General features: G+C 57.0%; 16 protein-coding genes. 15 read left to right on the forward strand and 1 reads right to left on the reverse strand.

The genetic code is table 11. The annotated features are described in order from the left end of the window. From M0974_RS25005 to dapC, 3 genes are all read left to right on the forward strand, one after another. Positions 1-231 (forward strand): M24 family metallopeptidase (locus M0974_RS25005; RefSeq protein WP_297843357.1); only part of this gene is annotated, 231 nt, incomplete at its 5' end. Between the two features lie 79 nt (positions 232-310). Continuing rightward, positions 311-3,010: a [protein-PII] uridylyltransferase gene (locus M0974_RS25010; protein WP_297843360.1), complete on the forward strand. Its 2,700-nt coding sequence runs from the start codon at positions 311-313 to the stop codon at positions 3,008-3,010. A gap of 72 nt (positions 3,011-3,082) precedes the next feature. Next, on the forward strand, positions 3,083-4,276 hold the full coding sequence (gene dapC, locus M0974_RS25015; RefSeq protein WP_297843362.1) for a succinyldiaminopimelate transaminase: 1,194 nt from the start codon (positions 3,083-3,085) through the stop codon (positions 4,274-4,276). Positions 4,277-4,305: 29 nt separating this feature from the next. Here the strand turns inward: dapC and M0974_RS25020 are convergent, their stop codons facing one another. Beyond that, complete coding sequence (locus M0974_RS25020; RefSeq protein ID WP_297843366.1) at positions 4,306-5,952, reverse strand: Na+/H+ antiporter; 1,647 nt, start codon at positions 5,950-5,952, stop codon at positions 4,306-4,308. Between the two features lie 594 nt (positions 5,953-6,546). On the opposite strand from M0974_RS25020, the gene arnB reads away from it, so the two are divergent. The 12 genes from arnB to M0974_RS25080 form a co-directional block, all read left to right on the forward strand. Further along, positions 6,547-7,695 (forward strand): UDP-4-amino-4-deoxy-L-arabinose aminotransferase, encoded by a 1,149-nt coding sequence (gene arnB, locus M0974_RS25025; RefSeq protein WP_297843373.1) that lies wholly within the window; start codon positions 6,547-6,549, stop codon positions 7,693-7,695. After that, complete coding sequence (gene arnC / locus M0974_RS25030; protein WP_297843376.1) at positions 7,692-8,708, forward strand: undecaprenyl-phosphate 4-deoxy-4-formamido-L-arabinose transferase; 1,017 nt, start codon at positions 7,692-7,694, stop codon at positions 8,706-8,708. Before arnB ends, arnC begins: the two co-directional genes overlap by 4 nt. Next, entirely contained in the window at positions 8,705-10,696 is a 1,992-nt protein-coding gene (arnA, locus tag M0974_RS25035) for a bifunctional UDP-4-amino-4-deoxy-L-arabinose formyltransferase/UDP-glucuronic acid oxidase ArnA (RefSeq protein WP_297843378.1), read from the forward strand. The genes arnC and arnA overlap by 4 nt, the downstream gene beginning before the upstream one ends. Continuing rightward, on the forward strand, positions 10,696-11,580 hold the full coding sequence (gene arnD, locus M0974_RS25040) for a 4-deoxy-4-formamido-L-arabinose-phosphoundecaprenol deformylase (protein WP_297843380.1): 885 nt from the start codon (positions 10,696-10,698) through the stop codon (positions 11,578-11,580). The genes arnA and arnD overlap by 1 nt, the downstream gene beginning before the upstream one ends. Next, the gene (gene arnT / locus M0974_RS25045) at positions 11,577-13,223 is read left to right on the forward strand and encodes a lipid IV(A) 4-amino-4-deoxy-L-arabinosyltransferase (RefSeq protein ID WP_297843382.1); all 1,647 of its coding nucleotides are present in this window, start codon (positions 11,577-11,579) and stop codon (positions 13,221-13,223) included. The genes arnD and arnT overlap by 4 nt, the downstream gene beginning before the upstream one ends. Further along, entirely contained in the window at positions 13,220-13,564 is a 345-nt protein-coding gene (gene arnE, locus M0974_RS25050; RefSeq protein WP_297843385.1) for a 4-amino-4-deoxy-L-arabinose-phosphoundecaprenol flippase subunit ArnE, read from the forward strand. The genes arnT and arnE overlap by 4 nt, the downstream gene beginning before the upstream one ends. Next, positions 13,561-13,989 carry a 4-amino-4-deoxy-L-arabinose-phosphoundecaprenol flippase subunit ArnF gene (gene arnF / locus M0974_RS25055; RefSeq protein ID WP_297843386.1) on the forward strand — a complete coding sequence of 143 codons (429 nt, stop codon included), beginning with the start codon at positions 13,561-13,563 and terminating at the stop codon, positions 13,987-13,989. Before arnE ends, arnF begins: the two co-directional genes overlap by 4 nt. Continuing rightward, a complete protein-coding gene (locus M0974_RS25060) occupies positions 13,986-15,371 on the forward strand; it encodes a UDP-glucose/GDP-mannose dehydrogenase family protein (protein ID WP_297843388.1) in 1,386 nt (461 codons plus the stop codon). Before arnF ends, M0974_RS25060 begins: the two co-directional genes overlap by 4 nt. 124 nt (positions 15,372-15,495) lie before the next feature. Next, positions 15,496-17,115, forward strand: coding sequence for a phospholipid carrier-dependent glycosyltransferase (locus M0974_RS25065; protein WP_297843391.1), 1,620 nt, complete (start codon positions 15,496-15,498; stop codon positions 17,113-17,115). Between the two features lie 146 nt (positions 17,116-17,261). Beyond that, complete coding sequence (locus M0974_RS25070; protein WP_297843393.1) at positions 17,262-17,492, forward strand: hypothetical protein; 231 nt, start codon at positions 17,262-17,264, stop codon at positions 17,490-17,492. Between the two features lie 181 nt (positions 17,493-17,673). Then, on the forward strand, positions 17,674-18,036 hold the full coding sequence (locus M0974_RS25075) for an ArsC family reductase (RefSeq protein ID WP_297843396.1): 363 nt from the start codon (positions 17,674-17,676) through the stop codon (positions 18,034-18,036). A 48-nt stretch (positions 18,037-18,084) separates the two neighbouring features. After that, a partial coding sequence (locus M0974_RS25080; RefSeq protein WP_297843401.1) for a tetrahydrodipicolinate N-succinyltransferase N-terminal domain-containing protein occupies positions 18,085-18,881 on the forward strand: 797 nt, incomplete at its 3' end.

Genomic DNA, 18,881 nt, shown 5'->3' on the forward strand with positions numbered 1-18,881 from the left:
CAAGCGGGCACCGGCATGGAATTAAAGGAAGGCATGACCTTCACTATTGAGCCGATGATCAACCAGGGCCGCGCCGAAACCCGACTGCTGGGCGATGGCTGGACTGCGATCACCAAGGACCGCAAGCTGTCCGCGCAGTGGGAACATACTATTTTGGTGACCGCCGACGGTTATGAAATCTTCACCCTACGCAGCGACGACACAATCGCACGCACGTCGGCATCTGCCTGATCAATAGACTCGAAAAGCTCGTCGACTCAAAATTGGCCAGTTAGCCCTTTAGCCCCTTAGAAACAAGGAAAGCTGCTCGATGCCGCAGGTGGATCCAGAATTATTCGACCGCGGCCAGTTCCAGGCCGAACTGGCTTTGAAAGCAAGCCCCATTGCTGCTTTCAAAAAAGCCATTCGTCAGGCTCGCGAAGTGCTCGATGCGCGTTTCCGTTCAGGCCGTGAAATACGGCGCTTGATCGAGGATCGCGCCTGGTTCGTCGATAATATCCTGCGACAGGCCTGGGAGCATTTCGATTGGAGTGAAGAAGCCGATATCGCCTTACTGGCGGTAGGCGGCTACGGCCGCGGCGAACTGCACCCGTACTCGGACATCGACCTGCTGATCCTGCTCGACAGTGCTGACCATGAAGTTTTCCGCGAGCCCATAGAGCGCTTTCTCACCCTTTTGTGGGATATCGGCCTTGAAGTGGGTCAAAGCGTTCGCTCGGTAGACGAATGCGCTCAAGAGGCACTGGCCGACCTGACCGTCATTACCAACTTGATGGAAAGCCGCACCATTGCCGGCCCTGGACGCCTGCGTCGGCGCATGCTCGAAGTCACCAGCCCGGAAAAAATGTGGCCCAGCAAAGAGTTCTTTCTGGCCAAACGCGCCGAGCAAAAAACCCGTCATCACAAGTACAACGACACCGAATACAACCTTGAGCCCAACGTCAAAGGCTCACCGGGTGGCCTACGGGATATTCAGACCATTCTCTGGGTCGCCCGTCGTCAATATGGCACCCTGAATCTGCATGCCTTGGCTGGCGAAGGTTTTCTGCTGGAAAGCGAAAACAACCTGCTTGCCTCATCCCAGGACTTCTTGTGGAAGGTGCGCTACGCCCTGCATATGCTCGCCGGACGCTCAGAAGACCGACTGCTGTTTGACCATCAAGGCAGCATCGCCGCCTTGCTGGGCTACGAAGACAGTGATGCAAAGCTGGCTATCGAACGTTTCATGCAAAAGTACTACCGCGTGGTCATGCGTATCGCCGAACTCAGCGACCTGATCATTCAGCACTTTGAAGAAGTGATTCTTTCGCCGGATGACGGCGGCGACACCGTTCCGATCAATTCACGGTTCCAGCTGCACGATGGCTACATCGAAGCGACCCATCCGATGGTGTTCAAGCGCACACCGTTCGCGATGCTGGAAATTTTTGTACTGATGGCTCAGCGGCCGGAAATCAAAGGCGTTCGTGCTGACACCATCCGTTTGTTGCGCGAACACCGGCACCTGATCAACGACGAGTTCCGCGACGATATTCGCAATACCAGCCTGTTCATCGAGCTGTTCAAGTGCGAGTTCGGCATCCATCGCAACCTCCGGCGGATGAACCGTTACGGAATTCTAGGCCTTTACCTGCCCGAGTTCGGCCATATAGTCGGCCAGATGCAGCACGACCTGTTCCACATCTATACCGTCGACGCGCATACGCTGAATCTGATCAAGCACCTGCGCAAACTGCAGTACACCCAGTCTTCAGACAAATTCCAGCTGGCCAGCAAAATCATGGGCAAACTGCCCAAACCAGAACTTATATACCTGGCCGGCTTGTATCACGACATCGGCAAAGGCCGGGGCGGTGATCACTCAGAACTCGGTTCGGTAGACGCAGAAGCGTTTGGTCAGCGTCATCACCTGCCGGTCTGGGACACACGCCTGATCGTCTGGCTGGTCCAAAACCACTTGGTGATGTCCACCACTGCCCAGCGCAAGGACTTGTCAGACCCGCAAGTTATTCATGACTTCGCCCTGCTCGTCGGCGATGAGACGCATCTGGACTATCTGTATGTACTGACCGTGGCCGATATCAATGCGACCAATCCAACGCTCTGGAACTCGTGGCGCGCCAGCTTATTGCGCCAACTGTATACCGAGACCAAGCGGGCATTGCGTCGCGGCCTGGAAAACCCGGTCGACCGCGAAGAACAGATTCGCCGCACTCAAAGTGCAGCGCTGGACATCCTGGTGCGCAGCGGCACTGACCCGGATGACGTTGAGCAACTCTGGTCGCAGCTAGGCGACGATTACTTTTTGCGTCACACCGCAGGAGACGTGGCCTGGCACAGCGATGCAATTTTGCAGCAGCCTGCCGAGGGCGGCCCGTTGGTGCTGATCCGCGAAACGACTCACCGCGAGTTCGAAGGCGGCACCCAGATCTTCATCTATGCCCCCGATCAGCATGATTTCTTTGCCGTGACCGTAGCCGCCATGGATCAGCTAAACCTGAACATTCATGACGCCCGAGTTATTACCTCCAGCAGCCAGTTCACCCTCGACACCTACATTGTGCTCGATACCGACGGCGGATCGATTGGCGATAACCCAGAGCGAATCAAGGAAATCCGCAACGGCCTGACCGAGGCGCTACGCAATCCTGATGATTATCCAACCATCATCAAGCGTCGGGTACCGCGTCAGCTCAAGCACTTTGCATTTGCACCTCAAGTCACGATTCTCACCGATGCTCAACGCTCGGTGACGATTCTGGAATTGAGCGCGCCAGACCGTCCCGGCTTGCTGGCGAGGATCGGCAAGATATTCCTGGAGTTCGACCTGTCATTGCAGAACGCCAAAATTGCCACTTTGGGCGAGCGGGTAGAAGACGTGTTCTTCATTACCGACGCTAACAACCAGCCGCTGTCTGACCCGCAACTGTGCATTCGACTGCAGGATGCCATCGTCGAACAGCTCAACGTCAGCTACGAACCCCACGGCGAGATGCGCATCAGTATCTGAATCGCCAGCCTTTTTGATTAGACTCAACGGCGCCCACTCCATTGGGGCGCCCTGCTTATTGAGACAGCACCCATGAATGACGCCCTGCAGCAGCTCCAGCCCTACCCTTTTGAAAAGCTCCGCGTTCTGCTCGGCAGCGTGACACCTAATCCAGACAAGCGTCCGATAGCGCTTTCGATTGGCGAACCAAAACATCGCTCCCCGGCGTTTGTCGCTGAGGCATTGGCGGCCAATCTCGACCAGATGGCGGTGTACCCGACCACGCTTGGAATTGCACCGCTGCGCGAAGCCATCAGCGCCTGGTGTGAACGTCGCTTTGGGGTACCTACTGGATGGCTGGACCCGGCACGCAACGTGCTGCCGGTCAATGGCACCCGTGAGGCACTGTTTGCATTCACTCAAACAGTGGTCAATCGCAGTGATGACGGCCTGGTGATCAGCCCGAATCCGTTCTACCAAATCTACGAAGGCGCAGCGTTTCTTGCCGGTGCGCAGCCGCATTACCTGCCGTGTCTGGACGAGAACGGCTTTAACCCGGATTTCGACGCGGTGAGTGCCGATGTCTGGAAGCGTTGCCAGATTCTGTTTCTATGTTCCCCCGGCAACCCGACTGGCGCGCTGGTGCCATTGGAAACGCTGAAAAAGCTGATTGCACTGGCAGACGAACACGACTTCGTGATCGCCGCCGATGAGTGTTACAGCGAACTGTACTTCGACGAAGCGACACCACCGCCCGGCCTATTGAGCGCCTGCGTTGCGCTCGGCCGCGAGGATTTCAAACGCTGCGTGGTGTTCCACAGCTTGTCGAAGCGCTCAAACTTGCCGGGATTGCGCTCGGGTTTCGTCGCCGGTGACGCCGACATCCTCAAAGCATTCCTGCTATATCGGACGTACCACGGCTGCGCGATGCCAGTGCAAACGCAACTGGCGAGCATCGCCGCCTGGAATGATGAGGCTCACGTCCGCGCCAACCGTAAGCTGTATCGCGAAAAGTTTGACGCGGTTCTGGAAATACTGGCCCCGGTGATGGATGTGCAGCGCCCGGACGGTGGTTTTTATCTGTGGCCGAATGTCGGCACAGACGATGCAGAATTTTGCCGCGATCTGTTTGTCGCTCAACACGTGACCGTGGTGCCGGGCTCATACCTGTCCCGCGAAGTTGACGGCTTCAACCCTGGCGCGGGGCGCGTGCGCTTGGCTCTAGTTGCACCACTGGCTGAGTGTATTGAAGCAGCAGAGCGGATTCGGGACTTTATCAAGGGCTGATTATCAGGCCGTTGAACTGCGCAAACTTCCTATTTGACCGGCCCCAAATTAGCCTCGCTTAGATCCAACTCCCCCAGCACCTGACGCAAGACGTCATCACCAATGCGGTGGTGACGGCGCAGGCTGTAGAGCTCCAATCGCTGGGCGCGCAAGGCGCGCAGTCGCAAGCGCCTTTCCAACTGATCCATTTGCCACGCCAGTGCTTGTGCTTCAGAGGTGTCATTGAACACTTCAAGTTGATGACGATATTCGGTCATGATCCGCGCTTTGACTTCCATGGCCAGCGCTGCCTGTGCCGCGTCGGGCTGGTTTGCGGTGTCTGGAGGCTCTTGCGCTTCCAATGCATGGATCGCCGCTTCGGCCGTACGCTTCCAAGCCTCTCGAACCTCACGCTTCATGGTGTGATCGGGACTTTTGACCACGCCGCGCAGCAGCAACGGCAAAGCAATACAGGCCGACATCAGCGACAGTAAAATCACTCCCGCCGCAATGAAAATCAGCAAATCCCGCTCCGGAAAATCCACGCCCGGACTGATGAACAGCGGCACCGATAACACACCGGCCAAGGTCACTGCCCCGCGAATCCCGCCCACGGTCAGCAGCCAAGACGAGCGAGCAGTCAAATCAAGCGCTGAATGGTGGTGACCGCGCCAGCGACGGATACCGATCATGATTCGCCACACGCTCTGGACCCAGACATAGCGCAGGGCCAATAGCACCAGGAAAATCAGCAACACGTCGAGACAGCGCCACAAGAGTGTCGGCCACAGCGACACCTCATGACTGGCAACTGCCTTGATAATGTCTGGCAGTTGCAGACCCAACAACAGAAAGATCAAGCCGTTGAAAGCGAACTCCAGCAGGGCCCAAACGCTGCGATTAAGCAAACGAGTGCTGGTCTGGCGCGGCAACAGGTCGACCCAGCTCTGCATCATCCCAGCTGCGACGGCTGACAGAATTCCCGAAGCCCCCAAGCGTTCAGCCAAAACGTAGGCGGCGAACGGCAGCAACAGCATGAACACCACGTGGGTCGCCGGATCGTCCCAACCCCGCGCAACCATCCAACCGCGCAGCCTGCCTACCAACCAGCTCAGCGCGACGCCAATGGCCAAGCCGCCGCATGCCACCAACACAAACGTCAGACTGGCGTCAGCCAACGAAAATATTCCGGTGACTGCCGCGGCTAGAGCGAACTTGAAGGTCACCAGGCCCGACGCATCGTTCAGCAACGCTTCGCCCTGTAACATGTGCATGATCGGCGCTGGAAGACGATCTTGAGCAATGGCCGACACTGCCACCGCGTCGGTAGGCGACAGCACCGCAGCCAGGGCGAACGCAACTGGCAAAGGGATCGTTGGCAATAACCAGTGAATGAAGAATCCGGCGCCCAGTACGGTAAACAGGACCAGCCCTACGGCCAAGGTGAAGATAGCGCCGCGCAACCGCCACAGTTCGCGCTTGGGCATGCGCCAGCCATCGGAAAACAATAGCGGTGGTAAAAACAGGAACAAGAAGAGCTCAGGGTCTAGCGCCACATGCAGACCCAGCGTCGGCCATGCTACCAATGCGCCCGCCATGATCTGCAGCAGCGGAACCGGCACCGGAACCACCCGCGCGACCAAACGAGAAACACCCACTAGCATTAGCAAAATCAGGACGGTGTAGGCTGTTTGCATTAAGCGGCTTCCTGATTCGTTAACTAACTGCGAACACCTTTCTTCGGTAATCACTCTTGCGGGGCCAGCATACCCGCCAGCAACAAGCGACGCACGTATGGGCCAACACGCGTAAACAAGAACGAATAGCTTTAAGCACTACATAGCAAGCTATTAAACTCGCTGTTTAAACGAGTCTTCTGAGTTTAGGCCGTTACTCGATACACGTAAGCCGCCTCTAGTTTTTGTGCTGACAGTTATTGTTCAGGTTCGAACTGTTAGTGTCTTGGGAGGCATTCCACGAGCAAATCAAGCGCATGTAGAGGGTGTGAAACATATTATATTTTCGTCGTCTAGCCGTTTCAGAACCCAGCAGACCAATGAATCCGGGGGTAGTAAGCCACCTCCCAGACGATGCATGTAGGCATTTGAAGGTTCTGGATGTAAACGCAATTTTCACTAGCGCAGAACTATGCTTCACTACACCGGTATTTCGAGGGCCGGTTACCGTAACGGTTACTATTGGCCTCGATTTCGATAAATAGAAAATTGATCACCGGCATGGCGCAAGGCATGTGTGCACTGCCGCCATGCCTTCCTGCACCAGAGGATCCCATGAATCAAAGTTTCCTTCCGTTTTCCCGCCCAAGTATTGGCGACGAGGAAATAGCCGCCGTAGAGCAGGTTCTGCGCTCGGGATGGATCACCACTGGCCCGAAAAGTCAGGAGCTTGAGCAACAGTTCGCTGAGCGCGTGGGCTCTAAACACGCCGTGGCGCTCTCTTCCGCTACGGGCGGGATGCATGTCACGTTACTGGCGCTGGGTATCGGTCCGGGCGATGAAGTCATCACGCCATCGCAAACATGGGTGTCCACCGCCAACATGATTTGCCTGCTGGGCGCAACACCGGTGTTTGTCGATGTCGATCGCGACACACTGATGAGCGACGTAGCGGCCATCGAAGCGGCTATTACGCCACGAACCAAAGCCATTATTCCGGTGCATTACGCTGGCGCCGCGTTTGATCTCGACCCGCTTTACGCCTTGGCTGATCGTCACGGCATCACCGTGATCGAAGACGCGGCTCACGCGGCGGGCACGCTGTATCGAGGTCGCCCGGTAGGTGCCAAAGGCACGGCAATTTTCTCGTTCCACGCCATCAAGAACATGACGTGTGCTGAAGGTGCTATGTTCGTCAGCGATGACGAAAACCTAGCCAATCGCGTGCGGATGCTCAAGTTCCATGGTCTGGGCGTAGACGCTTACGACCGCATGACCCACGGCCGCAAACCGCAGGCGATGGTCATTGAGCCAGGCTTCAAGTACAACTTGGCCGACATCAACGCTGCCATCGCGCTAGTGCAATTGCAGCGTCTTGACGAGATCAACGCCAAGCGTGAAGTGCTGGCCCAGGCCTACCTGAAGCGCCTGTCCGGCTTGCCGGTGCAACCACTGCAGTTACCGCAGTACCCGCAGCAACACGCCTGGCACTTGTTCATCTTGCGTATCGATGCCGAGCAATGCGGCATCGACCGCGAAGCGTTCATGAAAGGCCTGCAAGAACAGAACATCGGCAGCGGCATTCACTTTGTCGCCACCCATATGCATACCTATTACCGTCAACGTTTCCCGGATGTTCACCTGCCCAATACCGAGTGGAATTCCGCGCGCCTGTGCTCAATCCCGCTGTTCCCTGACATGAGCCTCGACGACGTCGAGCGGGTCGCCAGCGCCATTGAAACTACTCTGGAAAAAAGACTTTGAGACCCTATCCAATCAAGTTCGTGTCGATCGTCATACCGGTCTACAACGAACAGGAAAGCCTGCCTGAACTGCTGCTGCGAACTGAAGCCGCCTGCGCCAAATTACCGTATGCGTTCGAAATCGTGCTGGTCGACGACGGTAGCCGCGACGATTCCGCGCAGATTTTACAAGACGCCTCAGAACGTGAAGGCAGCCATATCGTTGCGGTGATCCTTAACCGCAACTATGGCCAGCACGCCGCGATCATGGCGGGATTCGAACAGTGCAAGGGTGATGTCGTCATTACCCTGGACGCCGACCTGCAAAACCCGCCGGAAGAAATTCCGCGCTTGGTCGAACAGGCCGCCTTGGGTTATGACGTCGTCGGCACCGTGCGCAGCAATCGTCAGGACTCTGCCTGGCGCCGCTGGCCGTCACGGTTAATCAACGTGGCTGTGCAGCGCTCAACCGGCGTTGCCATGAGCGACTACGGCTGCATGCTGCGGGCGTATCGCCGGACCATCGTCGACGCCATGCTCGCTTGCCGTGAGCGCAGCACGTTCATCCCGATTCTGGCCAACAGCTTCGCCCGTCATACCACCGAAGTGTTGGTCCAGCACGCGGAACGTGAACACGGCGACTCGAAATACAGCCCGATGCGCCTGGTCAATCTGATGTTCGATCTGATCACTTGCATGACCACCACACCCTTGCGTTTGCTGAGCATTATCGGTTTCAGCATGGCGTTGATAGGCGGTTTCTTCGCCATTTTGTTGGTCTTCTTACGCTTGATCTTCGGCGCAGTCTGGGCCGGTGACGGCACCTTCGTATTGTTCGCAGTGCTGTTCGTATTTACCGGCGGCCAGTTCATCGGCATGGGCCTGCTGGGTGAATACCTCGGCCGTATGTACAGCGATGTCAGGGCTCGCCCACGCTTTTTCATCGAAAAAGTGATGCGCAGCGAGTCGCTCGCGTCTTCGGTTAGCGCCAAAGAATCACCAGAATCTTTATCTTCTACTCAGGTCACGTTATGAATCCGAAAGTTGTCGTCTTTGCCTATCACGATATCGGCTGCACGGGCGTTGAATCCCTGCTGAACGCAGGTTATGAAATTGCTGCGGTGTTTACCCATGCCGATGACCCGAAGGAAAACACTTTCTACGGTTCCGTCGCACAGCTGTGTGCACGCAAAGGCATTCCGGTTCACGCGCCTGAAGATGCCAACCACCCACTGTGGATTGAGCGCATCGCCAAGCTCAAACCAGACTTCATCTTTTCGTTCTACTACCGCAACCTGCTGAGCGACGAACTACTGGCGTGTGCCGGTAAGGGCGCGTTCAACCTGCACGGTTCGCTGCTGCCGCAATACCGTGGTCGCGCTCCGGCAAACTGGGTACTGGTCAACGGCGAAACCGAGACCGGTGTGACCCTGCACCGCATGGTGAAGCGCGCTGACGCGGGCGGCATTTTGGCCCAGCAACGGATTGCCATCGAACGTTCCGATACGGCCTTGAGCCTGCACAGTAAACTGCGCGAGTCCGCTGCCAGCCTGCTGAACGACGCACTGCCGCAACTGGCCGCAGGCAAACTGAGCGAAACGCCTCAGGACGAATCCAAAGCCACCTACTTCGGTCGTCGCACCCCGGCAGACGGCAAGCTGGTCTGGAAGCGCTCAGCTGAAGAATTGTTCAACCTGGTTCGCGCCGTGACTCAGCCCTACCCTGGCGCTTTCTGCGCAGTAGGCGAGCACAAACTGATCGTGTGGAACGCAGACGTTATTAAAGGCAATGAAGGCCTTGAACCCGGGCGCGTAATCAGCGTCGACCCATTGCGCATCGCTTGCGGCGAAGACTCCCTGGTAATCAAAGCCGGTCAGCGTAACGAGAACGGTCTGTACCTGAGTGGCCCGCAACTGGCCAACGAATTGGGCCTGGTCGACGGTTCCGTGTTGCGTGGTGCTGAATCGGGTCGTGCTCCGCGCCGCACCCGTGTATTGATCCTGGGCGTTAACGGCTTCATCGGCAACCACTTGTCCGAGCGCCTGCTGCGTGACGATAAATACGACGTCTATGGCCTGGACATCGGCTCAGACGCGGTGGAGCGCCTGCGCAGCCATCCTAATTTCCACTTCGTCGAAGGCGATATCAGCATTCACTCCGAGTGGATCGAATATCACATCAAGAAGTGCGACGTGGTTCTGCCGCTGGTGGCCATCGCCACCCCAATCGAATACACCCGCAACCCACTGCGCGTATTTGAACTGGACTTCGAAGAGAACTTGAAGCTGGTTCGTTACTGCGTGAAGTACAACAAGCGCGTGATTTTCCCATCGACGTCCGAAGTCTATGGCATGTGCCAGGATCAGAACTTCGACGAAGACACCTCGAACCTGGTGGTCGGTCCGATTAACAAGCAGCGCTGGATCTACTCGGTCTCCAAGCAACTGCTGGACCGCGTTATCTGGGCTTACGGCCAGAAAGGCTTGAACTTCACCCTGTTCCGTCCTTTCAACTGGATGGGCCCGCGTTTGGACCGCTTGGATTCGGCGCGTATCGGCAGCTCCCGTGCAATCACCCAGTTGATCCTGAACCTGGTGGAAGGCACGCCGATCCGTCTGTTCGATGGCGGCGAACAAAAACGCTGCTTCACTGACATCGCTGACGGCATCGAAGCGCTGGCACGCATCATCGACAACGAAAAAGACGCGTGTAACGGTCAGATCATCAACATCGGCAACCCGGACAACGAAGCCAGCATTCGTCAGTTGGGCGAAGAACTGCTGCGTCAGTTTGAAGCTCACCCGCTGCGCGCCAACTTCCCTCCGTTCGCCGGTTTCCGCGACGTGGAGAGCAAGGCGTTCTACGGTACTGGCTACCAGGACGTGTCCCACCGCAAGCCAAGCATCAAAAACGCCAAGCGCCTGCTGAACTGGGAGCCGACCGTAGAAATGAGCGAAACCATCGGCAACACCCTGGACTTCTTCCTGCGTGAAGCCATGGCTGAAATCGCGGATAAGCGCTGATGCAGGCAGGACTGCGCATCGACGTCGACACCTATCGAGGCACCCGAGAAGGGGTGCCACGGTTGTTGGAAATGCTCGACGAAGCACAGATCAAAGCGACGTTCTTCTTCAGTGTCGGACCGGACAACATGGGGCGCCATTTATGGCGCCTCATCCGTCCTCAGTTCTTCTGGAAAATGCTCCGCTCCAAGGCAGCCAGTTTGTACGGCTGGGACATTTTGCTGGCCGGCACCGCCTGGCCAGGAAAGCCTATCGGCCGCGACTTGGGTCATCTGATGCGCCAAGCGGTCGATGCCGGGCATGAAGTCGGTTTGCACGCGTGGGATCACCACGGCTGGCAAGCCAATGCCGGGCGCTGGAGTGAAGCGCAACTGATCGAGCAGATTCGTCGTGGTGTGGACTGTTTGAGTGATATCACTGGCCAACGTGTCGACTGTTCGGCTACGGCCGGCTGGCGCGCCGATGAGCGTGTCGTGGAGGCCAAGCAGCAGTTTGGCTTTCGCTACAACAGTGATTGTCGCGGGCAGAGCCTGTTTCGCCCCACGCTTATGGACGGCAGTTTGGGCGCACCACAGATTCCGGTTGATCTTCCGACCTTCGATGAAGTGGTCGGTCCAGATGTCGCAGCTAAAGACTTCAACGCATTTATTCTTGATCGCTTCGGCGCCGAGAAGCTGAACATTTATACGATTCATGCAGAAGTAGAAGGGATTCTTATGGCCAATGAGTTCCGGCAATTGCTGGCACAGGCAAAAACACGCGACATCCAGTTTCAACCACTGGGTGACCTGCTACCAGCCCAGATTGATTCCCTGCCAGCAGGGCAATTGGTGCGTGGCTCCCTGGACGGTCGTGAAGGCTGGCTAGGGGTGCAGCGCACATGACAGGCCGCTGGGCATTATCTTTTTTGCTGCTTGCGTTTTGCCTGGTGGTTCTTTTGCCCCTGGGCACTCATGGACTGTGGATCCCGGACGAAAGCCGCTATGCGCAAATCGGTCAGGAGATGCTGCTTAGCGGCAATTGGGTGTCACCGCACTTCATGGGTTTGCGTTACTTCGAAAAACCGGTAGGCGGATATTGGCTGATCGCTGTGGGGCAGGCCATTTTTGGTGAAAACCTGTTTGGTGTGCGCATTGCGTCGGCGCTTAGCGTCGGCCTCAGTACGCTGCTGATTTATGCCGTCGCACGCCGCTTGTGGAATGACCCGCGCAAAAGCTTCACCTGCGCCCTGATTTTTCTGAGTTTTGGCTTGATCGCTGCGCAAGCGGGTTATGCCAACCTCGATCCGCAATTCACTCTGTGGGTGAACCTGAGCATTGCGGCCTTATGGTTTGCCGTAACTAGCGTCGGCCGCGAGCGTGTGGCTGCGTGGGTGCTGCTGGGTTTCGCCTGCGCCATGGGCTTCATGACCAAAGGCTTCCTGGCCTTGCTGCTGCCAGCGTTAATTGCCCTGCCTTATATGGTGTGGCAAAAACGCTTTGGTGAATTGCTGAGGTACGGCCCGCTGGCAGTTCTGGTGGCGATGCTGGTGTGCCTGCCTTGGACGCTGGCGGTGCAACAGCGTGAGCCAGATTTTTGGAGTTTCTTTTTCTGGCACGAGCACATTCGGCGTTTTACTGCTGACGATGCGCAACACCTTCAGCCTTGGTGGTTTTACTTGCCGGTGCTGGTGATGGCCAGTCTGCCGTGGGCTGCGATGTTACCGACGACCTTCACTCAGGCATGGAAGAGCAAAAGCCAACCCAACACGGTATTCGTGCTGCTGTGGTTGCTCTTGCCGCTGGCGTTCCTCAGTCTGAGCAGAGGCAAACTGCCGACATACGTTATGCCGTGCATGTTGCCGTTGGCACTGCTGATGGGACCGGCACTGGTTGACCGGCTGGAGCGGGCGAGCTTTCGCGCGCTGCGCCTCAATGGCCTGCTGAACATCGCCCTCGGCGTGATCGTGTTAGCGGCCTTGGCTTACATGCAACACAGCCGCCCGATCTATGATAACGAACCGCTGCACCTGTCACTGGCAGTGATTGCTGTCGCGGGTTGGATCTGCGCCAATATCCTCCAAGTGCTCAGACCGTTGACGCTGTGGGTCATGCCTGCGCTGGGCGCCTGGTTATTCATCGCATTGATACCCATGAGCCTGCCTAACAGCACGGTATTCAACAAAACTCCTGATGGATTTATTGCCCGGCATGCGGCGGCGTTGAGCCAAAGCAAACGACTGCTGAGCAATGACCTCGGCGCTGCATCGGCGCTATCATGGCGAATTCGGCGACCCGATATCGCGCTGTACAACACCATGGGCGAGGTCAAATACGGCCTGACTTATCCTGACGCCGCTGAGCGCAAAGTCGACCTCGCGGGGGTCCAGCAATGGATGACGATGGCACGCAGTGAGGGCCAGGTTGGCGTGGTCCTGCGAGTCAACAGTCAAGACGACCAGGATGAAGTTGAATTGCTGCCCAAAGACGGCCAGCGTTATGAGGAAGGGAATATCGTGATCCTGATCTTCGCGCAATCCGCCTCATGACGCTGGTTCTTTTACTGGCCGCCTGCCTATTGAGTTGCCTGGGCCAAGTCTCGCAGAAGTTCGCCGTCGAAGCCTGGCGCGGGCAACGCGTCGGGATTGCCCTGGCGCTGCGCTCGCCTTGGCTATGGTTGGCATTGGCGAGCTTGGGTTTTGGACTGCTGTTATGGCTGCTGGTGCTACAGCGCATGGAAGTCGGTATCGCGTACCCGATGCTGAGCTTGAATTTTGTATTGATCACGCTGGTGGCGCACTTCCTGTTCAAGGAATCCATCGACCGCCGACACTGGTTTGGCATCGCGCTAGTCATGGGTGGCGTCATCTTGCTGGGGCAACACACATGAACCTGCGACGCGGCGTCACCTTCGCCATGGGCAGCGTGTTGTTGGTCAGCAGCGCACAACTGGGCATGCGCTGGAGCATGACGCGCCTGCCCTCGCCCACCCAATGGCTGGACGCATTGGGTAGCGGCAGCATTGATTTGCTGGCAATCGGCGTCGTCTCGGCGGCGATCCTGGCCTACGCCTTGTCGATGCTGTGCTGGCTGCTCGCCTTGCGCGACCTGCCTTTGGGTCGTGCCTATTCATTACTCAGCATTAGTTACGCATTGGTTTATCTGCTGGCAGCCAGTCTGCCGGTGTTCAACGAACAGTTCAGCGTCTCCAAATCATTGGGTGTGACCCTGGTCATTCTGGGTGTCATCACCATCAACTCACAACGTAGCTCCTCACAACGTAGCTCGGCGACACAGTCCAGGAATTCCGCATGAAAATCACAGTATTGGGTAGTGGCTATGTAGGCCTTGTGCAGGCCACCGTCTTGGCTGAAGTCGGCCACGATGTGATCTGCATGGACATCGATGCAGAAAAGGTGAAGCAGCTTCAACAGGGCCACGTCAGCATCTTCGAGCCGGGTCTGGCCACGTTGGTGCGGGAAAACCTGGAAAGCGGACGCCTGCATTTCACCAATGACGAGAAGCTCGCCATTGAGCACGGCCAAGTACTGTTCATCGCGGTCGGTACGCCGTCCAGCGACGACGGTTCTGCTGATTTGAAAGCGGTATTCGCAGTCGGCGACATGGTTGCTCGTCATCGGGTCGAACCGCTGATTCTGGTCGAGAAGTCCACCGTACCGGTCGGTACTGGCGACGCCTTGCGCCTGCACACTGAAAAAGCCCTGGCGGGTCGTCCGCTGGAGTTCGATATCGTCTCCAACCCAGAGTTCCTCAAAGAAGGCTCGGCAGTTTCCGACTGCCGTCGCCCGGACCGAATCGTGATTGGTTGCGAGCGCGAAGAAGTCCGCGACGTGATGCGCGATCTGTATGCGCCGTTCAACCGCAATCATGACCGCATCATTTTCATGGACCTGCGCAGCGCCGAACTGACCAAATACGCTGCTAACTGCATGCTGGCGACCAAGATCAGCTTCATCAATCAGATTGCTGAACTGGCCGAGCACCTGGGTGCGGACATCGAATCCGTGCGGTTGGGCATCGGCGCCGATTCACGTATTGGTTACCACTTCATTTATCCAGGTGCAGGTTACGGCGGCTCGTGCTTCCCTAAAGACATGCGCGCCTTGATTCACAGTGCTAAAGAAGCGCAATGCTCCAGCGACTTGTTGCAGGCGGTAGAAGCGATTAACCAACGGCAAAAAACCAAGCTGTTCGAGCGCGTTAATGCGTTCTACGAAGGTAATCTGCGCGGTAAAACCTTTGCCGTCTGGGGGCTGGCGTTCAAGCCCAATACCGATGACATGCGTGATGCACCGAGTCGGGTGTTGATGGAAGCACTCTGGGCCGCTGGCGCTACCGTTCGGGCGTTCGACCCGGAAGCCATGCAAGAAACCCAACGCATTTACGGCAACCATCCCGGCCTGACCTTGATGGGCACACCGGAGTCGGTGCTAGGCGGCGCTGATGCATTGATCATCTGCACCGAATGGCAGCAGTTCAAGGCGCCGGACTTCAAGCTGATCAAGGAGCGCCTCATATCTCCGGTGATTTTTGACGGCCGTAACCTCTATGACACCGAGCGCCTGGCGCGCAAGGGCTTCAAGTACTTCCCTATTGGCCGTGGCGATTCGCGCACCCTGCCGATCCCGTTTCAACAATGGAAAGCGCAAAGCGCCACCGACGCTAACGCACAGTAGTCCGACTGGGGTCAGCGCCTGCTGCCGAGCTATGGCAAGCGGGTTCTGGCCCCTCGTGCGTCCAACGCTTGCTAACGCTCATTTGGGCGCGCGCACCGTTATGTTTTTGCCATGGAGATACACGTTGTTAGCCCTACCTCTAAACCTGTCCTCGGCGGCATCTTTGGCGACTGTGCGCCGACAGTCTATTGGCTTGGGTGTGTTGGCACTCTTGCTGTTTACTGTGGGTAACTTTCAACAAGCCACGGTGGGTTTCGACTCGCGCTTCATGATGTTTGCGCAGGAGATGTTGCGCCACGGCCCCAGTTTTTTCCCGACAACGTATGGCGAGCCATACCCTGATTACTCAGCGACCTCGACCTTCTTTATTTACCTGCTCTCGCTGCCATTCGGGCAGGTGACAAGCCTGACCGCTTGGTTACCGACCGCCATTGCCTCGGCGATTTTGGTTGCACTGATTTATCGCTTGGTCGCGGCGCAGTCGCGGCTATGGGCGTTGATCAGTGTGGCGCTTCTGCTACTAAGCACCACCTTCATCACGGAAACCCGTGCCATATCGCTGGACCAAATGCTGGCGACAGTGTCGTTTGCCGTCTTTTATTTGGGCTACGCCGCCGATCACTTCGGTTCGCGCCGGCGGATGGTGTTGATTCTGGCATTACTGGTGTTGGGATTTGCGATTCGCGGGCCCATCGGCCTGGTGGTTCCGACTGGAATGCTCTGCAGCTACTACGTGCTGAACGGCCAATGGCGGCGGATGTTCATCTTTGGTCTGCAGGCTGCGGCGTTGTTGGCGATCTGCATCGGGATACTGTTACTGCTGGCGAAAGTCAGCGGCGGTCAGGAATTCCTCAATGAAGTGGTGCGTATGCAGTTCACTTCACGCATGGATGGCACCGAAGGCACCAGCAGCGTGTTGTACTACTTCAGCAGTTCGCTGGGAAATTACGCCATAGCTTACCCAATCGCGATTCTGGTGCTGGCCGCCATTCTCGTGCGCGGTCGACAGCCACTGACGCCGGCGCTGCAGTTGGTGATGTTCTGCGCTGCGGCAGGGCTGATCGTCATGATCGGCCTGTCGGTTCCCCAAGCGAAAAAAGCCCGTTACATGCTGCCGATGGTACCCATGGCGGCGATCATTGCGGCGTATCCATTTCAAATGCTTGAAGGTCGCCTGTTCGCTTGCCTGCGAGGTTTGCTTCAAGCGCTTTGGCTACTGATGCCGAGCCTGTTGATTGCAGGGTTATGGGTAGCTCATCATCGCTTTCCCGAACAGTTGACGTCGATCAACGCCATCGTGGCAACGCTGGCGGTACTGCAAACAATCGCCTTGGTGTTGCTGTTCAAAGCGCAATGGCGAGCTGTCGGTCTGGCGGCGTGCGCAGTGCTCGCGGTGTGGTTCAGCGTCATCTGGGTCTACGAACCGGTGGAGCGCTCGATGTATGACACCCGCAGTTTCAGCGTGGCCGCCCATGCGCTGATCCAGCATGATCCTGCACCGGTGGTCCTGTACGGGATGACCAAAGATGGCAAAGCCATCAAATACATGGTCAATATCCCCGAAGACCTGAAGCCAGTCTTTCTCCAGTCGCCGGATGAACTTGCAGCCCTGAAAGGACCGGCCTACGTGATGATGAGCAAATCCGAGTACCAAGCGCTGCCCGACAGCCGCTTAGCCGCTCTGCCGATTTTGCTGAATGGGCGTTTTGATAAGGATGATTACGTGTTGTTACGGTTGCCTTGAAGGTAACCCCTGTAAGACCGAATTCATTCGGGAAGCGGACAGCGCGGCTTGTCGGCGATATCCCATTGCTGCCTTCCCGAATGAATTCGGTCCCACGGTTGATCGAGATGATAAAATCCCCGTTCAACTTAGGCGGAGAGAAGCCTGTGCGCGGACTCGGGATATTGGTATTAGTGCTGGGTGTCATCGGCATCATGCTGGCGCTCAACATGGACACGTCTGTTATCAACAGCGCGGGCGCTCGAGTGAATGACCTCAACCTCATGGCTGACCGGCAACTCTACATCCTCGCTGCTGGCGCCATAATCATCGCCGGTACGTTGATGGCTGCCTTGAGCGGCATTCGGAAGAAGCTCGCGTCCCTGGACAAACACTGAGTCATTGCCGATTGTTTCGTTAATAAAACAGTCTCGTGACCGCGTTCTGTCACAACACCCATGCATCCTACCTGCGCCTACGGCCGACCTTTGTGGAGACAGTCGAAGCGGAGACTCAATTGCCGTGGCATAATCTTGGGTCGCATTTGGCGCTGTATTGGGGAGATTTAGGGGATGAATCATGCCCAATGACAACAAGCAGGTAGCGCTTTACGGTATCAAAGCCTGCGACACCATGAAAAAAGCTCGCACTTGGCTCGACGAAAAAGCCGTGAGTTACGATTTTCATGATTATAAAGCGGTCGGTATCGACCGTGAGCACCTCACGCAGTGGTGCAATGAACATGGCTGGCAAGTGGTTTTAAACCGGGCAGGAACGACCTTTCGCAAACTCGACGACGGACAAAAAGCCGATCTCGATCAAGCCAAGGCAATCGAACTGATGCTCGCACAACCGTCGATGATCAAGCGCCCGGTGCTCGATCTCGGCGATAAAACCCTGGTTGGCTTCAAGCCCGATTTGTACGAGGCGGCCTTCAAGTAAGCCAAAGCGCTGCTTGAGCCCCCTTTCTAATTAGTTAGAGGTATTTACATGTCCACTACCCTGTTCAGCTTGGCGTTCGGCGTCGGCACGCAAAATCGTAAAGGCACTTGGCTCGAAGTGTTCTATGCCCAGCCACTGCTCAATCCGTCTGCCGAACTGGTCGCAGCCATCGCGCCTGCACTGGGTTACACCGGCGGTAATCAGGCCATCGCGTTCAACACCACCCAGGCGTCTCTGCTGGCCGAAGCCCTGAAGAATATCGACGCGGGCCAAGCGGCTTTGCTGACTCGTCTGGCCGAGAGCCACAAGCCGTTGGTGGTGACTTTCCTCGCTGAAGACGCGGCTTTAACCTCAACGCCTGAGGCTTACCTCAAGCTGCATTTGTTGTCGCACCGCCTGGTAAAGCCCCACGGCCTGAACTTGGCCGGTATTTTCCCGCTGCTGCCTAACGTTGCGTGGACCAGCCACGGCGCGGTGGACTTGGCTGAATTGGCCGAACTCCAGTTGGAAGCACGCCTCAAAGGCGAACTGCTGGAAGTCTTCTCGGTCGATAAATTCCCGAAAATGACTGACTACGTAGTGCCGACTGGCGTGCGTATCGCTGACAGCGCACGGGTACGTCTGGGCGCCTACATCGGCGAAGGCACCACCGTGATGCACGAAGGTTTCGTCAATTTCAACGGCGGAACCGAAGGCCCGGGCATGATCGAAGGCCGCGTTTCGGCGGGCGTATTCGTCGGCAAGGGTTCCGATCTGGGCGGCGGTTGCTCGACCATGGGCACCTTGTCCGGCGGCGGCAACATGGTGATCAAGGTCGGCGAAGGCTGCCTGATCGGCGCCAACGC

This window comes from Pseudomonas sp. (assembly GCF_026224925.1).
Taxonomy (GTDB): Bacteria; Pseudomonadota; Gammaproteobacteria; order Pseudomonadales; family Pseudomonadaceae; genus Aquipseudomonas.

Excerpts from the sequence above, each read along its gene's own strand:
- arnD (WP_297843380.1), top strand. The coding sequence starts at position 10,696 with ATGCAGGCAGGACTGCGCATCGACGTCGACACCTATCGAGGCACCCGA.
- arnB (WP_297843373.1), top strand. The coding sequence starts at position 6,547 with ATGAATCAAAGTTTCCTTCCGTTTTCCCGCCCAAGTATTGGCGACGAG.
- M0974_RS25010 (WP_297843360.1), top strand. The coding sequence starts at position 311 with ATGCCGCAGGTGGATCCAGAATTATTCGACCGCGGCCAGTTCCAGGCC.
- dapC (WP_297843362.1), top strand. The coding sequence starts at position 3,083 with ATGAATGACGCCCTGCAGCAGCTCCAGCCCTACCCTTTTGAAAAGCTC.
- arnE (WP_297843385.1), top strand. The coding sequence starts at position 13,220 with ATGACGCTGGTTCTTTTACTGGCCGCCTGCCTATTGAGTTGCCTGGGC.
- arnA (WP_297843378.1), top strand. The coding sequence starts at position 8,705 with ATGAATCCGAAAGTTGTCGTCTTTGCCTATCACGATATCGGCTGCACG.
- M0974_RS25075 (WP_297843396.1), top strand. The coding sequence starts at position 17,674 with ATGCCCAATGACAACAAGCAGGTAGCGCTTTACGGTATCAAAGCCTGC.
- M0974_RS25020 (WP_297843366.1), bottom strand. The coding sequence starts at position 5,952 with ATGCAAACAGCCTACACCGTCCTGATTTTGCTAATGCTAGTGGGTGTT.
- M0974_RS25060 (WP_297843388.1), top strand. The coding sequence starts at position 13,986 with ATGAAAATCACAGTATTGGGTAGTGGCTATGTAGGCCTTGTGCAGGCC.
- arnF (WP_297843386.1), top strand. The coding sequence starts at position 13,561 with ATGAACCTGCGACGCGGCGTCACCTTCGCCATGGGCAGCGTGTTGTTG.
- arnT (WP_297843382.1), top strand. The coding sequence starts at position 11,577 with ATGACAGGCCGCTGGGCATTATCTTTTTTGCTGCTTGCGTTTTGCCTG.